15 protein-coding genes are annotated in these 15,797 nt (G+C 64.1%); 7 read left to right on the forward strand and 8 right to left on the reverse strand.

Annotated elements, in window-relative coordinates:
- Positions 1-168: 168 nt before the first annotated feature.
- Positions 169-876, forward strand: coding sequence for a ribulose-phosphate 3-epimerase (gene rpe, locus HA399_RS03080; RefSeq protein WP_043335268.1), 708 nt, complete (start codon positions 169-171; stop codon positions 874-876).
- Between the two features lie 7 nt (positions 877-883).
- Positions 884-1,222 carry a GIY-YIG nuclease family protein gene (locus tag HA399_RS03085; protein WP_404326897.1) on the forward strand — a complete coding sequence of 113 codons (339 nt, stop codon included), beginning with the start codon at positions 884-886 and terminating at the stop codon, positions 1,220-1,222.
- A gap of 100 nt (positions 1,223-1,322) precedes the next feature.
- On the opposite strand, the gene HA399_RS03090 is transcribed toward HA399_RS03085, so the two are convergent.
- Positions 1,323-2,624, reverse strand: a complete 1,302-nt coding sequence (locus HA399_RS03090; protein WP_153635139.1) for an NAD(P)/FAD-dependent oxidoreductase — start codon at positions 2,622-2,624, stop codon at positions 1,323-1,325.
- Between the two features lie 251 nt (positions 2,625-2,875).
- On the opposite strand from HA399_RS03090, the gene HA399_RS03095 reads away from it, so the two are divergent.
- The 5 genes from HA399_RS03095 to trpC all read left to right on the forward strand — a co-directional run bounded on the left by HA399_RS03095 (position 2,876) and on the right by trpC (position 8,174).
- Positions 2,876-3,580: a phosphoglycolate phosphatase gene (locus HA399_RS03095; RefSeq protein ID WP_404326022.1), complete on the forward strand. Its 705-nt coding sequence runs from the start codon at positions 2,876-2,878 to the stop codon at positions 3,578-3,580.
- A 201-nt stretch (positions 3,581-3,781) separates the two neighbouring features.
- A complete protein-coding gene (gene trpE / locus HA399_RS03100; protein WP_043335326.1) occupies positions 3,782-5,269 on the forward strand; it encodes an anthranilate synthase component I in 1,488 nt (495 codons plus the stop codon).
- Between the two features lie 321 nt (positions 5,270-5,590).
- Positions 5,591-6,226: an aminodeoxychorismate/anthranilate synthase component II gene (locus HA399_RS03105; RefSeq protein ID WP_107336649.1), complete on the forward strand. Its 636-nt coding sequence runs from the start codon at positions 5,591-5,593 to the stop codon at positions 6,224-6,226.
- Positions 6,227-6,303: 77 nt separating this feature from the next.
- The gene (gene trpD / locus HA399_RS03110; protein ID WP_043335260.1) at positions 6,304-7,350 is read left to right on the forward strand and encodes an anthranilate phosphoribosyltransferase; all 1,047 of its coding nucleotides are present in this window, start codon (positions 6,304-6,306) and stop codon (positions 7,348-7,350) included.
- Positions 7,350-8,174, forward strand: a complete 825-nt coding sequence (gene trpC / locus HA399_RS03115) for an indole-3-glycerol phosphate synthase TrpC (RefSeq protein WP_284727419.1) — start codon at positions 7,350-7,352, stop codon at positions 8,172-8,174. Before trpD ends, trpC begins: the two co-directional genes overlap by 1 nt.
- 167 nt (positions 8,175-8,341) lie before the next feature.
- On the opposite strand, the gene HA399_RS03120 is transcribed toward trpC, so the two are convergent.
- The 7 genes from HA399_RS03120 to ugpB all read right to left on the reverse strand — a co-directional run bounded on the left by HA399_RS03120 (position 8,342) and on the right by ugpB (position 15,607).
- Positions 8,342-9,160 carry an HAD-IIB family hydrolase gene (locus HA399_RS03120; RefSeq protein WP_107335461.1) on the reverse strand — a complete coding sequence of 273 codons (819 nt, stop codon included), beginning with the start codon at positions 9,158-9,160 and terminating at the stop codon, positions 8,342-8,344.
- A 105-nt stretch (positions 9,161-9,265) separates the two neighbouring features.
- A complete protein-coding gene (locus tag HA399_RS03125; RefSeq protein WP_064503346.1) occupies positions 9,266-10,087 on the reverse strand; it encodes a DeoR/GlpR family DNA-binding transcription regulator in 822 nt (273 codons plus the stop codon).
- Complete coding sequence (locus HA399_RS03130; protein ID WP_215823886.1) at positions 10,084-10,911, reverse strand: glycerophosphoryl diester phosphodiesterase; 828 nt, start codon at positions 10,909-10,911, stop codon at positions 10,084-10,086. Before HA399_RS03130 ends, HA399_RS03125 begins: the two co-directional genes overlap by 4 nt.
- Before the next feature lie 180 nt (positions 10,912-11,091).
- Complete coding sequence (locus HA399_RS03135) at positions 11,092-12,213, reverse strand: sn-glycerol-3-phosphate import ATP-binding protein UgpC (RefSeq protein ID WP_404326025.1); 1,122 nt, start codon at positions 12,211-12,213, stop codon at positions 11,092-11,094.
- A gap of 102 nt (positions 12,214-12,315) precedes the next feature.
- Entirely contained in the window at positions 12,316-13,161 is an 846-nt protein-coding gene (gene ugpE / locus HA399_RS03140; RefSeq protein ID WP_404326026.1) for a sn-glycerol-3-phosphate ABC transporter permease UgpE, read from the reverse strand.
- Positions 13,161-14,036 (reverse strand): sn-glycerol-3-phosphate ABC transporter permease UgpA, encoded by an 876-nt coding sequence (ugpA, locus tag HA399_RS03145; RefSeq protein WP_404326027.1) that lies wholly within the window; start codon positions 14,034-14,036, stop codon positions 13,161-13,163. The genes ugpE and ugpA overlap by 1 nt, the downstream gene beginning before the upstream one ends.
- 200 nt (positions 14,037-14,236) lie before the next feature.
- On the reverse strand, positions 14,237-15,607 hold the full coding sequence (ugpB, locus tag HA399_RS03150) for a sn-glycerol-3-phosphate ABC transporter substrate-binding protein UgpB (RefSeq protein ID WP_131431339.1): 1,371 nt from the start codon (positions 15,605-15,607) through the stop codon (positions 14,237-14,239).
- Positions 15,608-15,797 lie beyond the last annotated feature (190 nt).

A 15,797-nucleotide genomic window follows, 5' to 3' on the forward strand; every position in this document is an offset into this window, starting at 1 on the left:
GATTTGGAAAGATGATGTGGCGACTTTGGGGGGAGTGACTCTCAGTAGGGAGGCAGATGTAGGGCGGCGGCGGATCGGCAGGCTGGCGGTGCACATTCACACAGCGCCTGTCTTTTGTGAGAGGGTGGCGTAAAATGCCTCTTCCACTTCTCGCTGGCGCCTGATGACATGTCTGAACTACTGCCGAATGACTTCAAGATTGCCCCGTCGATCCTGTCCGCTGACTTCGCCCGCCTGGGGCAGGAGGTCGAGGATGTGCTGGCCTCCGGGGCCGATATCGTCCACTTCGACGTGATGGACAATCATTACGTGCCCAACCTGACCATCGGGCCGATGGTGTGCAAGGCGCTGCGTGACTACGGCATCAGCGCCGAGATCGATGCCCACCTGATGGTCACGCCGGTCGACCGCATGATCGGTGACTTCGCCGAGGCCGGTGCCAGCTACATCACCTTCCACCCGGAAGCCTCCGACCACGTCGATCGCTCGCTGCAGCTGATTCGTGATGCGGGCTGCAAGTCCGGTCTGGTATTCAATCCGGCCACGCCGCTTTCCTACCTCGACTACGTGATGGACAAGGTCGACATGATCCTGTTGATGAGCGTCAACCCGGGCTTCGGCGGCCAGTCGTTCATCCCCGGCACCCTCGACAAGCTGCGTGAAGCGCGTCGTCGCATCGATGCCTCCGGCTACAACATCCGCCTCGAGATCGATGGTGGCGTCAAGGTCGACAACATCGCCGAGATCGCGCGTGCCGGTGCCGACACCTTCGTGGCCGGTTCCGCCATCTTCAATGCGCGCAGTGACAGCGATGCCAACCGCTACGACAGCGTATTGGCGAAGTTGCGTGCCGAGCTTGCCAGCGTGCGCAGCTGATCGCGTGATGGATGACAGCGCGCGAGCTGGCGAGGCAGCCGACGGCTCGGTTCACGCCGCGGCGCTCAGCGAGTGGTCGCTGTATGTGCTCGAGACGGCCCAGGGGCGCCTCTACACCGGTATCAGTACCGATGTGGCGCGCCGCTTGAGCGAGCATGAGGGCGGCAAGCGCGGTGCGCGAGCGCTGCGCGGCAAGGGGCCGTTGACGCTGTGTTATCAACAGGTGGTCGGCGATCGCTCGCGGGCGCTCAAGCTCGAGTATCGCGTCAAGCAGTTGAGTGTGGCGGCCAAGCGTCGCTTGATCGCCGGTGAGATGACACTGGACAGCCTGCTCGGCGAGACCTGACGGTCTGCTTGATTGAATGCGTGAAATGAAAACGCCCCCGACGGATTCCGTCGGGGGCGTTTTGTTGACTGGCGACCCTGCCGGGCAGGCAGGCTCAGTCTCAGTGCAGTTTCATCTTCGGGCGCAGGTAGCGGTTCAGGCCATCGACCACCACCGTCATGCCGGTCTTGACCACGCCGTGGATCGCCATCTGGTGCATGCGATACAGCGAGGCGTAGAAGAACTTGGCCAGGCGGCCCTCGATGAACAGCGAACGCGCCGAGGCACCGCGCATCAGCGAGCCGACGGCATCGAAGTGCGCCAGCGAGATCAGCGAGCCGTGGTCCTTGAACACGAAGTCCTTGAGCGGCTTGTTGGCCATCGCGGCGCGCAGGTTCTTGACCATCAGGCTGGCCTGCTGGTGAGCGGCCTGGGCGCGCGGCGGGACGCGCTTGTCATCCGGCTGCGGGCAGCTGGCACAGTCACCGAGGGCAAAGATGAACTCATCATCGATGCTCTGCATGGTCTGGTGCACCTTGACCTGATGGTTGCGCTCGGTGGACAGACCCAGCTCGGACAGGAAGGCGGGCGCACGGATACCGGCGGCCCACACGCTCAGGTCGGCTTCGATCAGGGTGCCATCGGCAGTGGTGATGCCGCGTGAGTCGGCGCAGGTCACTCGGGTATCGACGTGGATATCGACGCCCAGCCTGGTCAGCTCCTTGGCGACCGGCTTGCCGATGCGTTCCGGCAGGGCGGGCAGGATGCGCGGTGCGGCCTCGATCAGGTGGACCTTGACCTGGCGGTCTTCCAGCGAGGAGAAACCGTAGCTGTGCAGCATCTTGGAGGCATCGAACAGCTCGGCGGAGAGCTCGACCCCGGTAGCACCGGCGCCGATGATGGCGACGTTGAGCTGCTGGCGTTCACATTCCTCGCCGTTGGCGCTGAAGCGCAGGAAGGTGTCGAGCATGTCGCGGCGGAATTTCTCGGCCTGCTGCGGGCTGTCCAGGAAGTGACAATGCTCGGCGACGCCTTCGGTGCCGAAATCATTGGATACGCTGCCCAGTGACAGTACCAGATAGTCATAGCTGAGCTGGCGGGCGGGCAGCAGCACGTTGCCCTTGGCATCGTGGATGGCGGCCAGGGTCAGCTGCTTCTCTTCACGCTCCAGGCTTTCCAGGGTGCCGCGCTGGAACTTGTAGCCGTGGGCCTTGGAATGGCCCTGGTAGGAGACTTCATCGAGACCGGAATCCAGCACGCCGGTGGCCACTTCGTGCAGCAGCGGCTTCCAGATGTGCGTGGAATTGCGGTCGATCAGAATGATCTCGGCTTTCTTCTTGCGGCCCAGCTTGTGGCCCAGTTTGGTGACGAGTTCCAGACCGCCGGCGCCTCCGCCAACGACTACGATGCGGGGAATGGCCATTGAGTGCTCCTCAGTGACAAGATTGATGGGAAGGTGTGAAAAGTGTCGGCCGGCTATCGAGTCAGAACATGCAAGGCCCGGAGTCGATAACTGGCGTCGCGATACCGCTATGATAACAAGATGATGAGCGTGCTAAATAGTGCTGCATGCGCGAGATGTCGTTATTTTACGTATATTCGCCATGAGCACGCGAGAACTCGGTGTTGCGCTTTTGGCACCTACACGAATTCTGTCGCTGAAAAGGAGCAAGGATGCACGATCATCCCACATTCACAGGTCCGGTACATCCGTCGCTCAGGGCGATCGAGATGGTCGCCTTCGACCTCGATGGCACCCTGATCGACTCGGTGCCGGACCTCGCCCATGCGATCGACTGCATGCTTGAGCAAGAGGGGCTGGCGGCGCTGGGCGAGGCGCGGGTGCGCGACTTTGTCGGCAATGGATCGCGGGTACTGGTAGAGCGCGCCCTGGCAGCACATGGCCTGGCGACCGATGACCTGGCGCGGGTCGAGCAGGCGCATCAGAGCTTTTTGGCACATTACGCCGCCGACCCCAGCTCGCGTACGCGACTCTATCCCGGCGTGCGGGAATGCCTGGAGGGTCTGCGCCAGGCCGGGATCCCGCTGGTGCTGATCACCAACAAGCCGGAAGCCTTCATCGAACCGCTGCTTTCGCACTTCGCGCTGAGCGAGCATTTCGCGCTGGCGCTGGGCGGCGATAGCCTGCCGACGCGCAAGCCGGACCCCGCGCCCCTGCTGTTCGCCGCCGAGCGTCTGGGAGTGTTGCCGCGTCAGGCCTTGATGGTCGGTGACTCGCGTCACGATATCGCGGCAGGCCGCGCCGCCGGCTTCCGCACCCTGGCGGTGCCTTACGGCTACAACCATGGCGAGCCGATCGCGCGCAGCCACCCGGACTACCTCGTCGACTCGCTCGCCGAGCTGGTCGTGGCTGGCTGAGTGACGCTGATTGATGGGAATTGATTGGAATTGATTGACAGAGCGAGGCTGGTGTCCCGCTTGGGCGCACAGTGAGGCATGAGATGGCAGAACTTGCCTCCACCAGCGCTGCCGCCAGCGACCCGCGATGATAGACTGAGTCCCAGACAAGCCGGCCCCGTGTCGGCAACGCACCCTCCGTGGAAGGAACTGCAGGTCATGATGACCCCACAACACTTCGCTGAACTGGCCGAAGCCGGTTACAACCGCATTCCCGTCACCCGTGACGTGCTGGCGGATCTCGACACGCCACTGTCTACCTATCTCAAGCTGGCCGACATGCCGTGGACCTTCCTGCTGGAGTCCGTGCAGGGCGGAGAGAAGTGGGGGCGCTACTCCATCATCGGCCTGCCGTGTCGTGAGCGCATCGAGGTGCGTGGCCAGGTGGTCTCGCATCTGATCAATGGCGAGCAGACCGGCATGACCGAGGTCGAGGACCCCCTCGACTGGATCGAGCAGTTCCAGACCCGTTTCCGTGTGCCGGTCATCGACGGTGCGCCACGCTTCAATGGCGGCCTGGTCGGCTACTTCGGCTATGACACCGTGCGCTATATCGAACCGCGCCTGCGCGGCGTCGAGAAGCCGGACCCGCTGGGCGTGCCGGACATCCTGCTGATGGTCGCCGACGAGCTGGTGATCTTCGACAACCTGTCCGGGCGTCTGACGCTGTTGACCCACGCCGACCCGGCAACGCCGAACGCCTACGAGGCCGCCTGCGAGCGTCTCGAGCGCCTCGAGATCCAGCTGCGCAGCGCGACGCTGAACACCGTCAGCCCGGGCACCGGCGGCGAGCCGGTCAAGGAGACCGACTTCACCTCCGGCTTCACCGAGGAAGGCTTCAAGGGCGCAGTGGAGAAGATCAAGGAATACGTGCTGGCCGGTGATGTCATGCAGTGCGTGCCGTCGCAGCGCATGTCGATTCCCTACCGCGCCGCGCCGCTGGATCTCTACCGTGCACTGCGCAGCCTGAATCCCTCGCCGTACATGTTCTTCTTCAATCTGGATGACCACCACGTCATCGGCTCGTCGCCGGAGATTCTCTCGCGTCTCGAGGATGGCGAGGTCGCGGTGCGCCCGATCGCCGGTACCCGCGTGCGCGGCGCCACCGAAGAGGAAGACCTGGCGCTGGAGAAGGACCTGCTGTCAGACCCGAAGGAGGTCGCCGAGCACCTGATGCTGATCGACCTGGGTCGCAACGACGCCGGTCGCATCAGCCAGACCGGCAGCGTCAAGGTGACGGACCAGATGGTGGTGGAGCGCTATTCCCACGTCATGCACATCGTCTCCAACGTCACCGGCAAGCTGAAGGAAGGCCTGGGGCCGATGGACGTGCTGCGGGCCACCTTCCCGGCAGGCACCCTGTCCGGCGCGCCGAAGATTCGCGCCATGGAGATCATCGACGAGGTGGAGCCGGTCAAGCGCGGCATCTATTCCGGCGCGGTGGGCTATCTCTCCTGGCACGGCAACATGGATACCGCCATCGCGATCCGAACCGCGGTGCTCAAGGACAAGGTGCTGCACGTCCAGGCCGGCGCCGGCATCGTGGCCGATTCCGTGCCGCAGTCCGAGTGGGACGAGACCCTCAACAAGGGGCGTGCCCTGTTCCGTGCCGTGGCGATGGCGGAGCGCGGTCTGGACAATCTGGACTGATCGGCGCGCCGTGCATTTAGGAGTGACTCGCCAGTGTTCGCGGGTCACTCCCTGCAACGGCGCATGTGATTGACACTCCTGGCAGCTCAACGCACTATTGACCCATGACGCTACGTAACCCGCACGACCTCAGCCAGCAGTGGTGGCGCTCCTGACAAGGGGGCGGCTTTCGCATGTCTGAAGTTCGAGGACGTACGACCAGAAGAATGCCGCCGACCAGGGCGGCATTTTTGTTGCTGGACGGCGGGAACGACACCACAGGAGAGCGGGCAGGCCGGTCAATCACGGCGCATGATCCGCTCCCGAGAATGGACACTGACCATGCAGACATTCACTTCGCAGGACGCCAGCACGCCACGCGTGCTGATGATCGACAACTTTGACAGCTTCACCTACAACATCGTCCAGTATCTGAGTGAGCTGGGCGCGGAAGTGCTGACCGTGCGCAATGACGCCATCACGCTCGAGCAGATCGAGGCGCTCGGCGCGTCACATCTGGTGCTGGGCCCGGGCCCGTGTACGCCCAACGAGGCCGGCATCACGCTGGAAACCATTCGCCACTTCGCCGGCAAGCTGCCGATTCTGGGCGTGTGCCTCGGTCACCAGGCCATCGGTCAGGTCTACGGCGGCAAGGTGGTACGTGCGCCCCAGGTGATGCATGGCAAGACCTCCGCCGTGCGTCACGACAACAGCGGTGTCTTCGCCGCGCTGGCCGAGCCGCTGGAAGTCACGCGTTATCACTCGCTGGTGGTCGATCGCGAAAGCCTGCCCGAGTGTCTGATCGTCACCAGCTGGACGGATGATGACGATGTCACGCCGCAGTTGATCATGGGCCTGCGCCATCGCGAGCTGGATGTCGAAGGCGTCCAGTTCCATCCTGAGTCGATCCTGACATTGCAGGGTCATGAGCTTCTGGCTAACTTCCTGCGTCGCGGCGAGGCTGCGAAAGCCGCCTGAACGGGCGTTGATCGCTAGAGTCACATCCTATTTTTTCATGCGTCAGCCGCCGAGGCTGGCGCCTGCGGAGACACAACATGCAGATGCGTGAGGCGATTGGCGCCGTGATGCGCCGCCAGCACCTGAGCTACGACGACACTCATGCGGTCATGACGGCCATCATGACCGGCGAGGCGACCCAGGCGCAGATCGGGGCCTTGCTGATGGCGCTGTCGATGAAGGGAGAGACCGTCGATGAGCTGGCCGCCGCCGCCCAGGTGATGCGTGAGCTGATGACGCGCGTCACGGTGCGCGCCACCGATGCAGTGGATATCGTCGGCACCGGCGGTGATGGTGCCAACCTGTTCAATGTCTCCACGGCGGCAAGCTTCGTGGTGGCGGCCGCTGGTGGCCATGTGGCCAAGCACGGCAACCGCAGTGTCTCGTCATCGTCCGGCAGTGCCGACCTGCTTGAGTCGGCCGGCATCAATCTGGCGCTGGACGCCGAGCAGGTCGCACGCTGCATCGATGATATCGGGGTCGGCTTCATGTTCGCGCCCAACCATCACGCCGCCATGAAGCACGTGATTGGCCCGCGCCGCGAGATGGGCGTGCGTACCATGTTCAACATCCTCGGTCCGCTGACCAATCCGGCCGGCGCCACCCGTCAGGTGCTGGGGGTCTATGACCCGGCGCTGGTACCGCTGATGGCCGAGGTGCTCAAGCGCCTCGGGGCCGAGCATGTGCTGGTGGTGCACAGCGATGATGGTCTGGACGAGATCTCGCTGGCGGCACCGACGCTGGTCAATGAGCTCAAGGATGGCGAGATCCGCGAATACCGTATCGCGCCGGAAGACTTCGGTATCGCGCGCCAGTCGCTGGAAAGTCTGGCAGTGGAGACCTCGGACGCCAGCCTCAAGCTGGTGCAGCAGGCGCTGCGCGGTGATGAAGGCCCGGCCAGCGACATCGTGGCACTCAATGCCGGTGCGGCCCTTTACGTGGCGGGCATCGCGGACAGTCTCAAGGAGGGTGTCAGCATTGCCGAGGACGTGCAGGCCAGCAAGCTGCCGTTCGAGAAGATGAAGGAATTGGCGGATTTCACCCGTGTCTACGCCCAGGTCAATGATGAAGGAGCGACCCGCTGATGAGCACCGAGCAGACGACTGACAAGGCATTGCCGACCATCCTGGCCAGGATTCTGGCGCGCAAGGAAGAAGAGATCGCCGAGCGCAGCGCCGCGGTGAGCGAGGCGGACCTGCAGACCCTGATCGAGAAGCAGAGCGCGCCACGCGGCTTCATCGAGGCGCTGACGTCGCGCATCGACCGTGGCGAGCCGGCCATCATCGCCGAGGTGAAGAAGGCGTCCCCCTCCAAGGGCGTGATCCGTGAAGACTTCGTGCCCGCCGAGATCGCCGTGGCCTACGAGCAGGCCGGCGCTGCCTGTCTGTCGGTGCTCACCGATGCCGACTTCTTCCAGGGGCACGAGGACTTCATGATCGAGGCGCGTGATGCCGTCTCGATTCCGGTGATTCGCAAGGACTTCATCATCCATCCGTATCAGGTGCTGGAAGCACGTGCCATCGGTGCCGACTGCATCCTGTTGATCGTCGCGGCGCTGGACGATGCGCGCCTGAGTGCTCTGTATCGTCAGGCGCGTGAGCTGGGCATGGATGTGCTGGTCGAGGTGCACGACGGCGAAGAACTCAAGCGTGCGCTGGCGCTGGGCATCGAACTGGTCGGCATCAACAACCGTGACCTGCGCACCTTCGAGACGTCGCTTGAGACGACGCTGGACCTGCTGACCGACATGCCGCAGGGCGTGCGTGTGGTCACCGAATCCGGCATCCATACCCGTGACGATGTGGCGAAGATGCGCGACGCTGGGGTCCATGGCTTCCTGGTAGGAGAGGCCTTCATGCGCTTTGATGATCCGGGTGAAGGTCTGCGGGGATTGTTCTTCGCGGATTGATGGCCGGTAGTTGGCGTTATTCGTTATCTTATGGATAACAAAAGCCCGTATGGTGATGCCATGCGGGTTTTTTCATGCCTGTCTTCTGTCTTCTGTCTTCTGTCTCCTGGCCAAAGGCGTGAGGCCGTAATCCGGCCGGAGGCCTGTGGCCGCCATCAGTCACAGGGTCAGGCGTCTGTCTTGACGCTCTCGACTCCCTTGCGTGCCGTGAGCAGAGCCTCGGCGATTTCCTCGACCCCGGCGCCATGACTGTGGCGCGTCACCCAGCTGGGCTCCCAGCCGAGTGCCGCGCGGTGCTGGATGATGTTGGCCACGCCCACGGTGTGGCGGAAGGTGGCGAACATCGGCGCATCATTGGGGGCATCGCCGACGTACATCACCTCCTGCTCCAGCTGCATGCGGTCCAGGCCGAAGGTCTCGGTGAGGACCCGCACCGCCATGCGCGCCTTGTCGAACTCGCCCTGCCACGCATTGATGTGGATGGAGCTGGCGCGCGCCTGAATACCGGCAGCCGTGAAGCCGGCGATGATGGCGCGAATCTCGCTCTGGGCCAGCGGGCCGACCGCCTGACAGTGGTCCACCGCGACATCGGCGAAGCGGAAGGGCTGGTCCTGGGCCAATGCTGCGCGTGGATGGTTGAGCAGCAGCTGGCGGGCGACGGTCATGACATGGCGCTGGCGAGCGCGCAGGCGCTGTTCGTCTTCCCACCAGGTGGTGAGGATGCGCTGCCCCTGGCGGCGGAAGGCAAAGGCACCGTTCTCACCGATCACGCTGGCGACCGGCCAGGCGCGTGCGATGTGATCGCACCACCCCGCACAGCCGCCCGTGACGGGGATGACCTTGATGCCGGCGGCATCCAGACGCTCCAGCGCCGCCAGCGTCGATGCCGCGAGACGCCCTTCATGGGTGAGGGTGTCATCGATATCGGTCAACAGATACCGGATACCCGACAGGGTGCTGGCAGGACAGTGGGCGAAGGCTTGCATGGTGATTCCAGAAATCCTCAGAAGGTAAGCGGGAGCGCGGCTGTCATCAGTCGCGTGTCCCTTCAGTATCGTCGATGCGTGCCGGCTTGCGCGCCGCGCCTCGGTTCAGGCAGTGAAGCGCACCGACAGGCTCTGCTGGCTGGCAGCCTCCAGCGCGCTGCGATAATCGGGCTGATGGGGCAGCTCATCGGTGACCAGCAGGTCGATCTCCTCGAGCGGGGCGATGCGGCACATGGCGGCGCGCCCCCATTTGCTGGCATCGGCGACCAGAATCCGGCGCTGGGCGTGATGGACCAGCGCACGGCTGACCGCGGCCTCTTCCGGGTCGAAGTCGAGCAGCCCACCGGCATCGAGACCGCCACAGCCGAGGACCGCGATATCGACCTGATGGCGCGCGAAGAAGGCCACGGTGGCACTGCCGACCACGTCGAGATCCTGCGGGCGCAGTTGTCCTTCCGCCAACTGGACGGCGACATCCGGGTGGGTCGAGAGCGCCTGCGCCACCTGCAGATTGTTGGTGATCACGCGCAGGCCGCGCCGGGCAAGCAAGGCTTCGGCGACCGCCACCACGCTGGTGCCGATGCCCAGCGCCAGGGTGGCACCATCGGGAATCTCGGCGACCACGCTGGCGGCCATGGCCTGCTTGGCGGTCCGCGCCAGCATGATGCGCTGGGAATGTCCCAGGTTGTAGCCGCCCGGCGGACGCTCGATGCCGCCGTGGCGCCGACGCGCCAGCCCGCGCTCACACAGCACGCCCAGGTCACGCCGGATGGTCTGGGGCGTGACGTCGAAGGCATGGGCCAGCGGGTCGACCGCCAACTGGCCCTCGCGGGCCAGTCGCTCGAGTATCTGTTGCTGGCGCGGCGTCAATGCATCATTGCTCGCGTGTTCGACGCTGCGACTGTCGCGCTCGATGCCCGGGGTCATGTCTGGGGTAGCCCTTGCGTGGTGGTGTCGTTCGGTAGAGTGGGCTCGCGATCCTCCTCGCTGAAGATGGCCGGGTCATCGCTGATGACGGCATCCACACCCCAGGCCCAGCGCGGCGCGAAGGCGGCTGCATCGTTGGGCGTGTAGCAGAGCAGCTTGTGGCCACGGCTGGTGATGTCACTGGCCGCGGCCCGCGTCAGGGCGCGCCAGTCGGCATGCACGGAACTTGCGTTCAGCTCATCGGCCAGGCTCTGCCAGTCGTCGGGGATGTCATCGTAGAGCAGGCCGATATGCACCTGCGGGTCGCGTTGACGCGTCAACCGCAGCGCCTGGGGATCAAACGACGAGATGATCAGGTGTGAGGCGGGCAGATGGGCGCTGGCCATCGGGATGGCAGCATCGACCAGCGCCTGGGCATCGTGGCCAGGGCTGAGCTTGAGCTCCAGATTCAGGCGCATGTCCAGGCGTGCGATCAGCTCCAGCGCCTGCTTGAGCGAGGCCATGCGCTCACCGGCAAAGCACGCATTGAACCAGCTGCCGACATCGAAGGTCTGCACGCTGTCCCAATCCAGATTCTTGAGCTTGCCACGCCCATCCGAGCAGCGATTCACGCCGGCGTCGTGCCAGATGACCGGCGTGCCATCGCCCAGCAACTGCACGTCCAGTTCCACCCATTGAAAGCCGGCCTCATGCGCCGCCTGAATGGCGGCCAGGGTGTTTTCCGGCGCATAGGCCGACAGGCCGCGATGTGCGATCGCCAGGGGCAGAGACAGGACGCTGTCAGTTGAATGTGATGCGTCGGCTGAATGTGACGATGAAACCATGGTGAATCCTCACAGAAAGAATGGCATGTCTGCCCGCCACGCAGCTGTGGCGCTGATCGGTCGAGGCGGATCACTGATGCTCAGACGCGAGACGGATCAGGGCAGGTCTCAAGCATTACCATCCAATGATGACGTTATCAGGGCAAGGGGTTCCGTCGGCCCGCGACAGGACGAAAGCGCTCATTCGATGGCCGCTGTCGCCTGCTCGCGGGTTGCCAGCCGCTTGCCGTCGGCGCCGAACAGATGGGCACGCGCCGGAAGGATGGCCAGGCGCAGCGTCTGTTCTTCCGCGACGGCGTGCTCGCCATCCAGTCTCACCACCAGCGGCTCGTTCTGGCCTTGCAGCCGGCAGTACGCCAGGGTGTCCGCGCCCAGCGGTTCGACCAGCTCGATGCGCGCCTCAAGCTCCGCGGCCCCTGCGGGCAGGGCATCGGTTGCCTCCAGTACCTGCAGGTGCTCGGGGCGAATGCCGAGGGTCAGCTCGGCGCCCGTGGCCAGACCTTCGCCCTCACCCTGCAGGGCAATGGTTGCGCCACACGGCAGCGCAAGGCCTGCCTGTGCCTGGGTGGCGCTCAGGAAGTTCATCGCCGGCGAGCCGATGAAGCCGGCGACGAACTGACTGGCGGGTTGATCGTAGAGCGCCATCGGCGTGCCGAACTGCTCGACATGGCCGCCATTCATCACCACCAGGCGATCCGCCAGGGTCATGGCCTCGGTCTGATCATGGGTCACGTAGACGGAAGTGACCTTGAGGCGCTTCTGCAGGCGACGGATCTCGAGACGCATCTGCACGCGCAGCTTGGCGTCCAGATTCGAGAGTGGCTCATCGAACAGGAAGACCTGCGGCTTGCGCACGATGGCGCGCCCCATGGCGACACGCTGGCGCTGGCCGCCGGAGAGCTGCTTGGGGCGGCGATCGAGCAGTTCGGTCAGGCCCAGCAGCTCGGCGGCCTCGCTGACGCGCTGCTGGATCTCATCCTTGGGCGTGCGCCGGTTCTTGAGGCCGTAGGCCATGTTGTCGAACACGCTCATGTGCGGGTAGAGCGCGTAGTTCTGGAACACCATCGCGATGTCGCGCTCGGCGGGTTCCAGCTCATTGACGCGCTTGCCGTTGATCTCCAGATCGCCCTCGGAGATGTCCTCCAGGCCCGCCAGGGTGCGCAGCAGGGTCGACTTGCCACAGCCGGACGGGCCGACGATGACGATCAGCTCGCCTTCGCCGAAGGCCAGGTCGATGCCATGCAGGGCCTTGTAGCCGTTGGGGTACTGCTTCTTGAGCTGCTTGAGCGCCAGTGTTGCCATGAGTTGTGTATCCAGAGCGGTGGCGTGACGGGCAAGTCTGTCCATCACGGCGTAACGGAATCAGGGGGCTTGGGGCGAGGTGTCGCGGGTCGGAGCGCGAGATCACTTCTCGCTGTCCACCAGGCCCTTGATGAAGTGGCGCTGCATGAACAGGATCACCAGCACCGGCGGGCCCATGGCCAGCAGCGTGGTGGCGGTGACGTCCTGCCACGGCACCAGGCCATCACCGGTGGTCAGCATGCGCTTGAGGCTGACGACGATGGTCAGGTAGTCGGCATCGGTCGTGATCAACAGCGGCCACAGATACTGATTCCAGCCGTAGATGAACATGATCACGAACAGTGCCGCGATGTTGGTCTTCGACAGCGGCAGCAGGATGTCCTTGAGAAAGCGCCACGGCCCGGCGCCATCGATGCGCGCGGCCTCGACCAGTTCCGCCGGAATGGTCAGGTAGAACTGACGCAGCAGGAAGGTCGCGGTGGCGCTGGCGATCAGCGGCAGGATCAGGCCGGCGTAGCTGTCCAGCATGTTGAGGTCGGCCACCACCTTGAAGGTCGGCAGGATACGCACCTCCACCGGCAGCATCAGGGTGATGAAGATCAGCCAGAAGCACAGCTTGCGGAAGCGGAACTCGAAGAAGACGATCGCGTAGGCGGCCAGCACCGAGATGATGATCTTGCCGATGGCGATGCCCAGTGCCATCAGCATCGAGTTGAACAGCAGGGTCATCACGTCGGCGCCGAGACTGCTGACCGGGTCTGCCAGCAGCTGGCGGTAGTTGTCCAGGCCAGCCTCGCCGATCCAGACGGGGGCGACGTTGGAGTAGAGGTCACCCATCTCGTGGGTACTGGCGCTGAAGGCGATCCAGACCGGCAGGAAGAACAGTGCGCAGCCGACGATCAGCAGGGCATGGCTTGCGATATCAAGCCCGGGGCGGTTGTAGCGCATCAGTACTGCACCTTCTTCTCGACATACTTGAACTGGATCAGCGTCAGCACGCCGACGATGACCATCAACAGCACGGACTGGGCAGCACTCGAGCCCAGGTCCTGCCCGACGAAACCATCTTCATAGACCTTGTAGACCAGGGTGCGCGTCGAGCCGGCCGGACCGCCCTGGGTGGTGGCATCGATGGTGCCGAAGGTCTCGAAGAAGGCGTAGACCACGTTCATCACCAGCAGGAAGAAGCTGGTCGGCGAGAGCAGCGGGAAGGTGATGGTCCAGAAGCGCCGCCAAGGGCCGGCGCGGTCCATCGCGGCCGCTTCCAGCAGGCTCTTGGGGATCGCCTGGAGGCCGGCGAGGAAGAACACGAAGTTGTAGCTCATCTGCTTCCAGATCGAGGCCAGCACCACCAGCAACATGGCCTGATCGCCATTGAGCTTGTGATTCCAGTCGATGCCGATGGCGGACAGCAGCTCCGGCAGAATGCCCAGCGTCGGGTCGAACAGGAACAGCCACAGCACCCCGGCCACGGCGGGCGCCACGGCGTAGGGCCAGATCAGCAGGGTCTTGTAGGCGTGTGCGCCGCGCAGCACGCGGTCCGCCAGTACGGCCAGCCCCAGCGCCAATGCCATGGCGCCGAAGGCCACCGCAAAGGAGAAATAGGTGGTCGTCCATAGTGTCGTGAGATATTCCGGCTCGCTCAGCACGCTGACGAAGTTGCTCAGCCCGGTGAATTCCCGCGAGAGCCCGAAGGCATCCTCGACATAGAAGGCCTGTTCGATGGCCTGGTAGGCCGGCCAGAAGAAGAACACGGCCACGATCAGCATCTGAGGCGCCAGCAGTATCCAGGGCGTGATGGGGTGTCGATTGAAATGGGCCATGCAGCAGGGGGCTCGCAAGCAAGGAGGGACTGGGTGGTTCCGTCGGTAGCACGGAGTCGGCAAGCCTCGGCCGCTCCTGCGCCATCAAGCCGTGAGAGAAGGGAAAGGACACCGGATGTCGGATGCGCTTTCCGCTCTCTGGCTGGAGAAAATAGCGGGAGGGCGAGCCCGGTATGGGCCCGCCCCCGGTGTGGCGATGATCAGCCGTTGGCGCGTTCGAACTTCTCGAGCAGCGAATCGCCGCGCTTGACGGCGTTGTCGAGACCGTCCTGCACGCTTTCCTTGCCGGAGAAGATCTTCTCCAGTTCTTCATTGATCACGTCACGAATCTGCACCATGTTGCCCAGGCGCAGGCCCTTGGAGTTCTCGGTCGGCGTCGCGGAGGTCATCTGGGTGATGGCGACGTCGGTGCCCGGGTTCTCGGCGTAGAAGCCCTGTTCGCGCGTCAGTTCTGCCGCGGCAGTCGTGATCGGCAGATAGCCGGTGAACTGGTGCCAGTCGGCCTGCACTTCAGGCTTTGAGAGGTACTGGAAGAACTTGGCGACGCCCTGGTATTCCTCATCGCTGTGACCGGACAGCACCCACAGCGAGGCGCCACCGATGATGGAATTCTGCGGCGTCTCGATCACGTCGCTGTCATAGGGCAGCGGTGCCACGCCGAACTCGAAGCCCTTGGCGCTTTCCTTGACGCCGGCATAGCTGGCGGAAGAGCCCATCATCATCGCGCACTCGCCGGAGTAGAACTTGGGCGCCGCGTCATCGAAGCGACCGCCGAACACGAAGCGCTTGTCGGCCTGCCAGTCATCGAGACGCTGGATGTGATCGACCACGGCGGTCGTGTTGAATTCAAGGCGGGTATCGGTGCCGGCGAAGCCATTGGCCTGGCTGGCGAAGGGCACGTCATTGCGCGCCGAGAAGTTCTCCAGCATCACCCAGGACGGCCAGGTGGTGGTCAGGCCACAGCTGGCGGCGCCGGAATCGACGACCTTCTTGAGCGCGGCGCCCATTTCCTGCCAGGTCTGCGGGAGGGAGTCGACGCCCGCCTTGGCCAGCACGTCCTTGTTGTAGTAGGTCACCGGCGTGGAGGAGTTGAACGGCATCGACAGCATCTTGCCGTCGGTGTCGGTGTAATAGCCGGTGACGGCAGACAGGTAGGCGTTCGGGTCGAAGGCGGTGCCTTCCTTAGGCGCGAAGTCTGCCATCAGCTGATGCACCGGGACGATCGCGCCCTTGGCGCTCATCATGGTGGCGGTGCCGACCTCGAAGATCTGCACGATGTCCGGGCCCTTGCCGGCGCGGAAGGCGGCGATGGCGGAGGTCATGGTCTCGGAGTAGTTGCCCTTGAAGACCGGCTTGACGACGTAGTCGTCCTGGCTTGCGTTGAAGTCGGCCGCGATCTCGTCGACCTTCTTGCCGAGCCCGCCCCCCATGGCGTGCCACCATTCCACCTCGGTGGCGGCGAGGGCGCTGGCTGAGGCGGAGGCGAAACCGATGGCCAGCGCGAGGCTGGCGAGGCGACGAGTCGCGGTGGCAGTCGTGCGGGTGCTTGCGTGATGAGTCGGGCGGCGCATGGTCAAACTCCTGAGAGGTTCCCCTGGCCAGCTTCCGCAACAAAGAAGAAGGACGCTGGCCGCTGACGATCGATGGCGACGATCAAGTGAACATTTTCTTGTTCTTTTGATGATCGTCCGAAAAGCGTAGACGACTCTATAGCGCCCGCCTTACAACTTTGTGACAGGAAGATGTTCATTCGAGCGAGGC

Origin of the sequence: Cobetia sp. UIB-001 (assembly GCF_044789135.1) — a bacterium.
GTDB lineage: Bacteria > Pseudomonadota > Gammaproteobacteria > Pseudomonadales > Halomonadaceae > Cobetia > Cobetia amphilecti.

Coding starts and splice junctions, on each gene's coding strand:
- trpD (WP_043335260.1), top strand. CDS start 6,304: ATGCAGATGCGTGAGGCGATTGGCGCCGTGATGCGCCGCCAGCACCTG.
- HA399_RS03130 (WP_215823886.1), bottom strand. CDS start 10,911: ATGGTTTCATCGTCACATTCAGCCGACGCATCACATTCAACTGACAGC.
- HA399_RS03120 (WP_107335461.1), bottom strand. CDS start 9,160: ATGCAAGCCTTCGCCCACTGTCCTGCCAGCACCCTGTCGGGTATCCGG.
- HA399_RS03090 (WP_153635139.1), bottom strand. CDS start 2,624: ATGGCCATTCCCCGCATCGTAGTCGTTGGCGGAGGCGCCGGCGGTCTG.
- trpE (WP_043335326.1), top strand. CDS start 3,782: ATGACCCCACAACACTTCGCTGAACTGGCCGAAGCCGGTTACAACCGC.
- HA399_RS03135 (WP_404326025.1), bottom strand. CDS start 12,213: ATGGCAACACTGGCGCTCAAGCAGCTCAAGAAGCAGTACCCCAACGGC.
- HA399_RS03105 (WP_107336649.1), top strand. CDS start 5,591: ATGCAGACATTCACTTCGCAGGACGCCAGCACGCCACGCGTGCTGATG.
- HA399_RS03095 (WP_404326022.1), top strand. CDS start 2,876: ATGCACGATCATCCCACATTCACAGGTCCGGTACATCCGTCGCTCAGG.
- trpC (WP_284727419.1), top strand. CDS start 7,350: ATGAGCACCGAGCAGACGACTGACAAGGCATTGCCGACCATCCTGGCC.
- ugpE (WP_404326026.1), bottom strand. CDS start 13,161: ATGCGCTACAACCGCCCCGGGCTTGATATCGCAAGCCATGCCCTGCTG.
- HA399_RS03085 (WP_404326897.1), top strand. CDS start 884: ATGGATGACAGCGCGCGAGCTGGCGAGGCAGCCGACGGCTCGGTTCAC.
- ugpA (WP_404326027.1), bottom strand. CDS start 14,036: ATGGCCCATTTCAATCGACACCCCATCACGCCCTGGATACTGCTGGCG.
- rpe (WP_043335268.1), top strand. CDS start 169: ATGTCTGAACTACTGCCGAATGACTTCAAGATTGCCCCGTCGATCCTG.
- HA399_RS03125 (WP_064503346.1), bottom strand. CDS start 10,087: ATGACCCCGGGCATCGAGCGCGACAGTCGCAGCGTCGAACACGCGAGC.
- ugpB (WP_131431339.1), bottom strand. CDS start 15,607: ATGCGCCGCCCGACTCATCACGCAAGCACCCGCACGACTGCCACCGCG.